The organism is Rhodoplanes sp., assembly GCF_013377085.1.
GTDB lineage: Bacteria > Pseudomonadota > Alphaproteobacteria > Rhizobiales > Xanthobacteraceae > Rhodoplanes.
Window position 1 is genome coordinate 76,969 of the sequence record NZ_JACAAX010000026.1, and the last position, 10,685, is coordinate 87,653.

Below are 10,685 nucleotides of genomic sequence, written 5' to 3' on the forward strand. Positions count from 1 at the left end.
TCGCCCTGCGAAAAAGTTCTTGCGAAGAAAGATGGATGCGCGGGTCGAGCCCGCGCATGACGCTCCCGGCAAGATGAGCAATGTGTCCGTCCCATTCCGCTTTTGCGGGGACAAGCGGACCACTGAACAGGACGACCCCATGACGGTCCGCATCCAACGCGAGCCCTTCGATCCCGCCGCCGAGGTGAAGGCGCTGATCGGCCGGCGCACCGACATCGGCGCCGTGGTGACCTTCACGGGCATCTGCCGCGGCGCCGACGACGGCAAGCCGGTCGCCGCCATGACGCTCGAGCACTATCCGGGCATGGCCGAGGCCGAAATCGAGCGCCATGTCGTCGAGGCGCAGGCCCGCTGGCCCCTGATGGGCGTCACCGTCATCCACCGCCACGGCCGCATGGTGCCGGGCGACGACATCGTCCTGGTCGTCACCATGTCGTCGCACCGCGGCGACGCCTTCGCGGCCGCCGAGTTCCTGATGGATTACCTGAAGACCCGGGCGCCCTTCTGGAAGAAGGAGGAGGGGCCCGAGGAGGCCGGCTGGGTCACCGCCAAGGCCGACGACGATGCCGCCGCGGCCCGGTGGGCGGCGGCCGGCACGGCGACCGGCTCGCAGGATTGACGCGTCACCCCGCAATCAGCGTCGTCGCCGGGCGTGACCCGGCGATCCATCGACCTCCGAACGAAGCTCTTTTCAGGCGATGGATTCGCGGGTCGAGCCCGCGAATGACGAGTCGGGGCTTGTGAAGACCGTTGTCGGTTCGCCGTGGTTCCGGGTTCGCTGCTGTGCAGCGCCCCGGAACGACAGCCACCTACGCCGCCGCGGCCTTGCCCTTGGCGAGCGTCTCGGCCGTGTAGGCTTCCATGAGTTGCTTGGTGATGGCGCCCGGGGTGAAGCGCCAATCGGCGATCTCCGACACGGCCGTCACCTCGGCGGCACTGCCGGTGACGAAGCACTCCGTGAAGCCCTTCAGCTCGTCCGGCATGATGCGCCGCTCGACCACCTCGATGCCGCGCCGGCGGGCGATCTCGATCACGGTCTGGCGGGTGAGACCGTCGAGGAAGCAGTCGGCGATCGGCGTGTGGATCTTGCCGTCCTTGACGAAGAAGATGTTGGCGCCGGTGCATTCGGCGACGCGGCCCTGCCAGTCCAGCATCATCGCGTCGGCGAAGCCGCGGCGTTCGGCGCGGTGCTTGGAGATGGTGCAGATCATGTAGAGGCCGGCCGCCTTGGCGAGCGACGGCGCCGTCTTCGGGTCGGGCCGGCGATACTCGGCGAGATCGAGCCGGATGCCCTTCAGCCGCTCTTCGGGCGTGAAATAGCTCGGCCACTGCCACGCCGCGATCGCGAGGTGAATGGTGTTGTCCTGCGCCGACACGCCCATCATCTCCGAGCCGCGCCAGGCGATCGGCCGCACATAGGCGTCGGAGAAGTTGTTCTTCTCGATCACCAGCCGCTTGGCCGCGTCGATCTCGGCGACCGACCACGGGATCTCGAAGTCGAGCGTCTGGGCCGAGCGCTTCAGCCGCTCGGAGTGCTGGGTGCACTTGAAGATCTGGCCGCCATAGGCGCGCTCGCCCTCGAACACGGCGCTGGCATAGTGGAGGCCGTGCGAGAGCACGTGCAGGGTCGCCTCGGTCCACGGCACCAATTTGCCGTCGTACCAGATGACGCCGTCGAACTTGTCGAATGGAATGCCCATGGCAATCTCCCAACTGTGGGTCGCGCCGAGCGCGCCCCCGCGGACGTGCCGCTGCTTTGCGTCGTGCCGGAACTCCCGATATGGTTCGCGCGGTCATGAGAGCGCGCCTGGGACGGCAAGGCAACCGGGTCGCGGCGAGCACGATCGTTTCGCGAACCCGGCCATTCAAGTAACAATCCAACCGAAATATGTCAACATGGCTGACATAAATGTCCGAGCAACGCCGCCCCGCCCTTTGAGCATGGATCAGGGCGCCGGCGGCGCGCCGGCCGACGAGCCGATCTGGGACATCATCGAGCTTTTGTATTTCGCCTATCGGGACTTCGTCGCCGACCCCGACGCGGTGCTGGCGACCTTCGGGTTCGGCCGGGCGCACCACCGGGTGCTGCACTTCGTCACCCGCAATCCCGGCCTCAAGGTCGCCGAGCTCCTCGACATCCTGCGGATCACCAAGCAGTCGCTCGCCCGCGTGCTCAAGCAGCTCGTCGACGAGGGCTTCATCGAGCAGCGCGAGGGCGAGACCGACCGCCGCCAGCGCCGGCTGTTCGCCACCGCCAAGGGGGAGGCGCTGGCGCTGCGCCTCGCCACCCAGCAGACCCGGCGTATTCGCCGGGCGCTGGCCGATCTCGGCCCGGACGCCCATGCGGCGGCACGGCGCTTCCTGGTCGGGATGATCGATGCGGGCGGCCGCGCCGATGCCCTGCATTTCGTCGACCGGGCGACGGGCGCGCGCCCCCGCCGCTAGAGCATGTCCCGCAAAAGTGGACCCCGATCCTGCGACAAGGACATGCTTCGACAAAGAGCTGGAGCGTGACGACGATTCGACGCGACGTCATCGTGCTCCGGAGCATGATCCCGCAAAGCGGGAACCGGCTTTCGGGAAAGATCATGCTCCAAGCCAGGAGACCGGCATGACGGAGCCGCAAGCCACGCTTCCGGACGACGCCCCGCACCTGCTGGTCGTCGACGACGACCGTCGCATCCGCATGCTGCTGTCGCGCTATCTCGCGGCCGAGGGCTATCGCGTCACCACGGCCGAGTCGGCCGCCGACGCCCGCGCCAAGCTGGGCGGCCTTTCCTTCGATCTCCTGATCCTCGACGTGATGATGCCGGGCGAGACCGGGCTGGAGCTCGCCCGCTCGATCCGCACCGGATCGAGCGTGCCGATCCTGATGCTCACGGCGCGCTCGGAGAAGCAGGACCGCATCGACGGGCTGGAGACCGGCGCCGACGACTACGTGGTGAAGCCGTTCGAGCCGCGCGAGCTGTCGCTGCGGGTCGCCTCGATCCTGCGCCGGACCCAGCCGGTGGCGGCGCCGGCGCCCGAGCAGGTGCGCTTCGGCCCCTTCGTGCTCGACGTCGCCCGCGCCGAGCTGCGCAAGGGCGAGGAGATCATCCACCTCACCGACCGCGAGCGCGAGATGCTGCGGCTGCTCGCCGCCGCCCCCGGCGAGACCGTCACGCGCCTGGCGCTGGCCGGCACCGGCGCCGCCGCCGGCGAGCGCGCCGTCGACGTTCAGGTCAACCGCCTGCGCCGCAAGATCGAGATCAATCCGGCCAATCCACTGCTGATTCAGACGGTGCGCGGGATCGGCTACCGGCTCGTGGTGGGGACATGAGACATCGCGACCGCGTGCGATCCGGAGAGTCCGTCATTCCGGGACGCGCGCGCGAGCGCGCGGGCCCGGAATCCATACGCCCGGTGCCGGTTGATACGGCGAGACAGGGGTTATGGGGTCCGGGCTCGCTGCTTCGCAGCGCCCCGGAACGACCGGCGGAACGCCTGCACGGTCCTCACGACCGCTCGGTGCCTTCATGACCAGCCTCGACTTCGGCGTGCACGTGGCGCGGCTGCGCACCGCCGCCGGCCGGGTGACGGCGGCCTGGGACCGCATCGGCCGCGTCTTGAAGGGCTTCATGCCGGCGCGGCTGTATGCCCGCACGCTGCTGATCATCATCGCCCCGATGGTGATCCTGCAGTCGGTCGTCGCCTTCGTGTTCATGGAGCGGCACTGGAACACGGTGACGCGCCGCCTGTCGGCCGCCGTCACCCAGGACATCGCCGCGCTGATCGACGTCTACCGATCCTATCCGCAGGACGCCGACCAGGCGACGCTGCGGCGCATCGGGTTGGAGCGCCTCGGCCTCGTCGTCGACGTGCTGCCCGGCACCGCGCTGCCGCCGGTCGGTCCAAAGCCGTTCTTCTCGCTGCTCGACCAGGCGCTCTCCGAGGAGATCCGCAAGCAGATCGGGCGACCGTTCTGGATCGACACGGTGGGGCGCTCGTCGCTGGTCGAGATTCGCATCCAGCTCGACAGCTCGGTGCTGCGCGTGTTCGCCCGCCGCAACGCCGCCTATGCGTCGAACTCGGAGATCTTCCTGTTGTGGATGGTGGGCACCTCGCTGGTGCTGATCACCATCGCGATCCTGTTCCTGCGTAATCAGATCCGCCCGATCCTCAGGCTCACCGAGGCGGTGGAGAGCTTCGGCAAGGGTCGCGACGTGCCGAATTTCGGGCCACGCGGCGCCCAGGAGGTGCGGCGCGCCGCGATCGCCTTCATCGAGATGAAGCGCCGCGTCGAGCGCGCCATCGAGCAGCGCACCACCATGCTGGCCGGCGTCTCGCACGATCTGCGCACCGTGCTGACCCGCTTCAAGCTGGAGCTGGCGCTGCTGGGCGACGCGCCCGAGCTCGACGCCCTCAAGAAGGACGTCGACGAGATGGCCCGCATGGTCGAGGCCTATCTGGCTTTTGCCCGCGGCGACTCCGGCGAGCAGGCCGAGCCGACCGACATGGGCGCCTTCCTGGACGAGCTGAAGGCCGATGCCGAGCGGCACGGCCACCGCACCAGCGTCGCCTTCCACGGCTATCCGGTCGTCACCGTGCGGCCGCACGCGTTCCGCCGCTGTCTCGCCAATCTGGTGTCGAACGCCGCCCGCTTCGCCGTCGAGATCGCCATCACGGGCCACCGCGATCACCGCTGGCTGACGCTCACGGTCGACGATGACGGCCCCGGCATTCCGGCGCATCTGCGCGACGACGTGTTCAAGCCGTTCCTGCGCCTCGACGACGCGCGCAACCAGGACGAAGGCGGCACCGGCCTGGGGCTCGCCATCGCCCGCGACATCGCCCGCTCGCACGGCGGCGACATTTCGCTCGGCGACAGCCCCCTCGGCGGCCTGCGCGCGACGGTGCGAATTCCAGTGTGAGCGGGGCGCTTGCCGGTCTTCGCCGCCGACGGCGAGGTAAGTCCGCGTCCGCCGATCCGGGCGTGCGCGGCGGCATAGTCGAACTCCAATCTGCTTGCAGTAGTCTTGACGTCGAGCCGGGCTAGTCTGCAACGGGGGCGATTCGGCTGCATGACAGCGGTCGTTCGACGTCGACGGATGGGGTGGTGATCCGACTTCACGACTTGAAAAAGTCATTAGATATGATATGCTTAACAACGCTGAAGTGTCATGGACGATTTGCAGTATCATCGAGGAGACGTATCATGCATACGCAGATCGACTCTCGGCCCCTGACGACTCCGGATGTGAATTTCGAGAACAGCCTTCTGGGAGTCTCAGCTCTCGCGTCGAAGATGAAAGAGAAGGCCGATCGCATCACTGCAATCGATCGCGACGCCCTTGTGAAACTCATCGACGCCGAACCAGTAGAACTCGGCGATGACCTGTCGCTTCGGGCGCTGCATGTTCTGGCCGCCGGGCGTTGCGGTGAGCATTGGGGATGTCGCGTGCGGACCGTGTCCGTGCCGGAATGACCGTGCCTGGGACGCGAGCCTTCTCGACGGCAGATCGCTCCTGAATTTCCGGGAGGTCGGGGAGTTGGTGCTGTCGGCGGCAAAAGACCGCGTCGCATAAGAAAACCGGGTGCCGGTTGAGACGGAACTCGTTCGTGCGACTGCGCTGATTCCGCTGGAGATCGGCGCGGAGTTCGATCGTGTCACGAGCACGGAGGTTGGCATGCCCGAGCTGAAGCTGACCCGGCATTGGGCGATCGTGAAAACACCCTGCGAGTGGCTTCTGTGTGATTTCTCGCACGAGCGGCTTCTGTGGTTCTCGCTGGCGCCGGAAAATGCACTGGCTTTGGCATCTCTCGACGGTCGGACGTCGCGGCAGGACATCGCCGCCCAACTGGCAACCACCTTCAAGCTGAGAGAGCCACTGGCCCGGGTCATCGTCGACGAGACATTCAGTCGCTTCCGCCACTGTCTGGTCGCTGCGGGTGACGGCCCGCCGGAGCCGCCTCGTTTGCTCGACTGGCCGGAGGGGCTGGGTCTTGGACGCCTCGGGTTGGCCCGAGGCGCAGCGCCGGCGCAGATTTCGCTGATCTTGACCGATCAGTGCAACCGCGCTTGCCGATACTGCTACATGAACGCCAAGCACGTCGAAACCCCGGCCGATGGTCTCGACATTGCCCGCTTGGCCGCACTGGCAGACGAGGCCGCGACCCTCGCGGTGCAGTCCTTCGTCCTGACCGGCGGCGAGCCGATGCTGTTTCCCGAGAGCGTCGATCTGGTCAACGTGCTGCTGGAGCGCGGCTTCGACGTCCGCGTCACGACCAAGAATCGTTTCGACCTCGATCGGCTCACCAAGGTGAACCGCCACAATCTTCACCTCGAGTTCTCGCTCGATTCCCTGGATCCGGTGCAGGTCTCGCACTTCACCGGAAGCGACAGCGCCTTTGCGGACGCAATGGCGCTCCTCGAGGGGCTGCGTGGCAGCGGCATTCCCTTCATCATCAAGATGGTGGTCGGCCGGCCGAACCTGTCCGCCGTCCGGCCGCTCATCGGCTTTGCCAAGTCCTGCGGAGCCGCTGCTCTCAACATCATCGAGTACGAGCCGAGCTTCGGTCGCAAGGACGATCATCTGCTGCTGACCGACGCGGAGCGCGCCGCGTTGCGGGCCGGGGCGATCGCTCTCGCCGAGGAGGTCGGCCAGAAGGTCGAGCCCATCCTGCGCGATGGAATAGGCACGGATTACCGCTGGCAACCGGCACCTGGTCGAGACGAGAGCACTCCAGGGGTTTACTGCGACCAGGGCATCCGCACCCTGACGGTTCTTCCGAACGGTGACGTGACCTGTTGCATCTCGCTGCCGATGTATCGTCAGGTTCGCGCCGACAACGTGTTCGAGCGCGGCATCTACGCCGTGTGGAACGAGTCGTCCGCCTATCTCGGGCTGGCCAATCCCGGACGCGACTCGATGGCCGGAACATCGTGCGAGACCTGCGACGATTTCGAGTATTGCAACTGGACCGGCCGCTGCCAGATGAAGACTCTGCAGTGGTACGGCGGCATGATCGGGCCGGATCGCGAATGCGCCCGCTACGTGGAGAATCGAACCGCCCGGTGACGACAGAGGCCGGGGCGGTCGGCCGATGGGGCATGCTGGGGTCGATGTCGACCCGGTGTCCACTACATTGCGACTTTTGTTATCATCTCGGAAATCCCCCGGAAGTGATCACCGGGCGGATCGCGTCGCTGAAGACCCCGCACATGGTGCGCGAGCTCTGCCGGCAGATCGCCGCGGGAAACTATCCTGCGTTCGACGATCGCGTCGGCGAATATTTCGCAAATCCGCACATCCTCGACAATATCCGCGTCTTTCGTGAGTACTTTCCCGACGACCAGATCGACTTCACCACCAGCGGCTTCGGCCTCACCGAGGACCGGGTCGCGGCACTGGCCACCTTGCAGCCCGTGTTCCTGCAGGTCAGCCTGAACACGGCCGACGCGGCGACCCGCCGGCGGATAATGAAGGATCCGATGCCCGAGGTGGCGATCGCTGCGATCCGCCACCTCTGCGACTATCGAGTTCCGTTCTCCGGCACGATCGTCGCCTGGCCGGGGCTCGAGCTCGACGACATCGCCAACACGATCCGTTATCTCGACGCGCACCAAGCCGTCAGCATCAAGATCAATCTGCCGAGCTATACCCGGTTCTTCCCGATCTCGGAGGATTTCGACACGTTCGAGACCTGGAGCCGGCTGACCGAGTTGGTTCGCGGTCTTCGGCGCGAGGTCGCGACACCCGTCACCTGGGAGCCGTATTTTTTCGATGCCAGCCCGTTCGATGCGGTGGTCGTCGGCGTGGTGCGGAACTCGCCGGCGGCGCGGGCGGGACTGAGGCCGGGCGATCGCCTGTTGGAGATCGACGGAGAAACGGTCGTCTTTCTCGAACAGGCGCGCCGGCTCTTGATTCGTCGCGATCTCGCTGACGACCGCCGTCGGTTGACGGTCGATCGCGACGGATGCGTCGTTTCGGTCGATCTGGTCGAAGAAGGCGGTCGTGATCACGACGACTATCCTCATAAGCCGCGCGGTCATTCGGCGGTTGGACGGATGTTCGGCGTCTTTCTGCATCAGGGTCTCGATCTCTTCGCGCTCGGCCAGGTCCGCCGGCGGCTGGCCGAACGGCCGGCGGGCCGGACGCTGTTGTTGACGTCCACCCTGCTGGCACCGCAGGTCGAGGCGCTGTTCGCCATGGCAGCGCCGCTGGGGCCGGGTGAGGTGACGGTCTCCGCCGCGCCCAACCGCTATTTCGGCGGCAATGTGATGATCGGCGATCTCCTGGTCGCATCCGACATCGTCGAGGCGATCCGGTTGGACGAGGCCGCGCATGGAACGCCGGATCTGATCGTCGTGCCCGGATCGTCGTTCAACGACGGTCGCGACCTCGTCGGGGCACCGACGTCCGACATCGTCACCGCGACATCGGCCGAGGTGATGATACTTTCAAATGCGAGGATTCTCGTGTGAGTGCGCCTTCGCTCCGGGTGCCCGCCGCGCGGATCGCTGAAGCCGGCTGTCGGGTCCGACGTCGGACTCGTCATGTTTCAGTCTGCAACGAGAGAAGGCCGCATGTTCCGAACCGTGTTCGACTGGTTCGAATCCCGCATACCGGCGTTTGCCGCCGAAGACCGGAAGCCGCCGCCTGCGGCATTCGGCGCCTTCGTGCTGTTCTATATGCGACCGGTCTGGCCCTGGCTCGCGATATTGTTCGTCTCTTCTCTCCTGCTCGCGTCGACCGAGTCGGGGCTCATCGTGGCGACCGGATGGTTCGTCGATCTCCTGGCCGGCACGCGTCCGGAGTCGATCGGCAACGAGCGCGCCGTCGGCCTCGCTGCGGCGGCAGTCGTGGTGCTGATCTTGCGCCCCCTGGCAGTCTCCTTCAACGAAACGCTCGTCAACCAGACCGTCTCTCTGCCGCTGACCATGCAGGTCTGTTGGCGTAGCCATCTCCATATCCTCGGACACGCCGTCGCCGATTTCCAGAACGAGTACGCCGGCCGCATCGCCGACCGCGTCAACCAGGTCGGACCGGCGCTGCGCTCGATCGCCCTGCAGACGCTCGATGCCGCCGTCTACGTTCTCGTCTACGTCAGCGTGATCATCGTGGCCTTCTCGGCCATCAGCGGCTGGCTCGCCGTTCCGGTGCTGCTGTGGATCGCGGCCTGTGCCGGGGTCGCGCGCTGGTTCGTCCCTCGCCTTCTCGCCAATTCGATGCTCCGTGCCACGGCACAGTCCGGACTGTCCGGATGCATCGTCGACACCTACACCAACATCTTGACCGTGAAGCTCTTCGCTGGCCGCGAGGTCGAGTGCTCGGCGGTGCGAGGTGCCATGGTGGAGTATCTCACGACCTACCGGGCCGGCCTCCGGCTGCTGACCGCGGAATCGGTGCTGCTGGCCTTCGCCAACACGATGCTGCTCGTCGCTGTCGCCGCGATGGCGGCATGGCTGTGGTCGGTCGATCGCATCACACCGGGCGAGACGGCGGCGGGGCTGGCTCTGGTAATGCGGCTGTTCAGCTTGTCGGGGTGGTTCATACAGGAGATCCGGAGTTTCTTCGAGCAGATCGGCCTCGTCCGGGACAGCATGCGGACCATCGCTCGACCGCACGCGCTCGTCGATCGTGCCGGCGCCGGAGATCTCGTGGTCTCGTCGGGTGAGATCGTGTTCGAGGCGGTTCGATTTCGCCATGGCTCCGGTCCGGTCGTGATCGACGGGCTAGATCTCGTCATCCGACCGGGCGAAAAGGTCGGCTTGGTGGGCGCATCGGGAGCCGGGAAGTCGACACTGATCGCTCTTCTGCTGCGCCTCCACGACCGCGACTCCGGGCGCATCCTGATCGACGGACAAGACGTCGCGTCGGTCACGCAAGACTCGCTTCGGCGTCACATCGGCATGGTTTCGCAGGATGTTTCGTTGTTCAATCGCTCGGTTCGAGACAACATTGCGTATGGCCGTCCGCTCGCGACCGACGCGGAGGTCGAAAATGCGGCGCGGCTCGCGCGGGCCGACGCCTTCATCGATGCCCTGGTCGATGACGAGGGCCGCCGGGGCTTCGAGGCGCATGTCGGCGAGCGGGGCGTCAAGTTGTCCGGCGGACAACGTCAGCGGATCGCCATCGCACGGGCGCTGTTGAAGGATGCGCCCATTCTGGTGCTCGACGAAGCGACGGCGGCGATAGACTACGAGGCGGAAGCTGCCATGCGGGACGGACTCGCCGACCTGCTGCGTCGAAAGACCGTGATCGCGATTGCGCACCGAAAGTCGACGATCGCCGCTCTCGACCGCCTCGCCGTGCTCGACCATGGGCGGATCGTCGAGACCGGGACGCACGATGCTCTGGTCGCCAGCGGAGGCATCTACGCCGGTCTTTGGCACAACTCGCCTTAGGCAAGTCGAGGCGGTCGGAGCCCCGGCCCGACCGCCTCCAATGTTCGCTTTCGACCCAGCACGAACCACGCCTCGGCCTCGTCCGCCGCGCGCAACCAGGACGAAGGCGGCACCGGCCTGGGGCTCGCCATCGCCCGCGACATCGCCCGCTCGCACGGCGGCGACATCACGCTCGGCGACAGCCCCCTCGGCGGCCTGCGCGCGACGGTGCGAATTCCGGTGTGAGCGGGGCAGAACCGCAGCCGTAGCCCGGAAAGAGCTGACGAGACTGGGCAAGAATACGTCTTAGGCTGCGCGG

General features: G+C 66.6%; 9 protein-coding genes and 1 pseudogene. 9 read left to right on the forward strand and 1 reads right to left on the reverse strand.

What is annotated here, in order from left to right:
* The first annotated feature begins 139 nt into the window (after window positions 1–139).
* On the forward strand, window positions 140–619 hold the full coding sequence (locus tag HXX10_RS18120; RefSeq protein WP_296524198.1) for a molybdenum cofactor biosynthesis protein MoaE: 480 nt from the start codon (window positions 140–142) through the stop codon (window positions 617–619).
* Between the two features lie 190 nt (window positions 620–809).
* On the opposite strand, the gene HXX10_RS18125 is transcribed toward HXX10_RS18120, so the two are convergent.
* Window positions 810–1,700, reverse strand: coding sequence for a branched-chain amino acid aminotransferase (locus HXX10_RS18125; protein ID WP_296524199.1), 891 nt, complete (start codon window positions 1,698–1,700; stop codon window positions 810–812).
* A 241-nt stretch (window positions 1,701–1,941) separates the two neighbouring features.
* Between HXX10_RS18125 and HXX10_RS18130 the strand changes: the two genes are divergently transcribed.
* The 8 genes and pseudogenes from HXX10_RS18130 to HXX10_RS18165 form a co-directional block, all read left to right on the forward strand.
* On the forward strand, window positions 1,942–2,445 hold the full coding sequence (locus tag HXX10_RS18130) for a MarR family winged helix-turn-helix transcriptional regulator (RefSeq protein ID WP_296524200.1): 504 nt from the start codon (window positions 1,942–1,944) through the stop codon (window positions 2,443–2,445).
* Window positions 2,446–2,611: 166 nt separating this feature from the next.
* Window positions 2,612–3,319 carry a response regulator transcription factor gene (locus tag HXX10_RS18135; protein WP_296524201.1) on the forward strand — a complete coding sequence of 236 codons (708 nt, stop codon included), beginning with the start codon at window positions 2,612–2,614 and terminating at the stop codon, window positions 3,317–3,319.
* A gap of 196 nt (window positions 3,320–3,515) precedes the next feature.
* Entirely contained in the window at window positions 3,516–4,910 is a 1,395-nt protein-coding gene (locus HXX10_RS18140; protein WP_296524202.1) for an ATP-binding protein, read from the forward strand.
* Between the two features lie 284 nt (window positions 4,911–5,194).
* Window positions 5,195–5,464, forward strand: coding sequence for a hypothetical protein (locus HXX10_RS18145; RefSeq protein ID WP_296524203.1), 270 nt, complete (start codon window positions 5,195–5,197; stop codon window positions 5,462–5,464).
* 202 nt (window positions 5,465–5,666) lie between these two features.
* A complete protein-coding gene (locus HXX10_RS18150) occupies window positions 5,667–7,058 on the forward strand; it encodes a radical SAM protein (RefSeq protein ID WP_296524204.1) in 1,392 nt (463 codons plus the stop codon).
* A gap of 44 nt (window positions 7,059–7,102) precedes the next feature.
* Entirely contained in the window at window positions 7,103–8,464 is a 1,362-nt protein-coding gene (locus HXX10_RS18155) for a radical SAM protein (RefSeq protein WP_296524208.1), read from the forward strand.
* A 102-nt stretch (window positions 8,465–8,566) separates the two neighbouring features.
* A complete protein-coding gene (locus HXX10_RS18160) occupies window positions 8,567–10,387 on the forward strand; it encodes an ABC transporter ATP-binding protein (protein WP_296524205.1) in 1,821 nt (606 codons plus the stop codon).
* Window positions 10,388–10,477: 90 nt separating this feature from the next.
* Window positions 10,478–10,612, forward strand: a pseudogene (locus tag HXX10_RS18165) (ATP-binding protein); the annotation flags it as partial.
* Window positions 10,613–10,685: the final 73 nt, after the last annotated feature.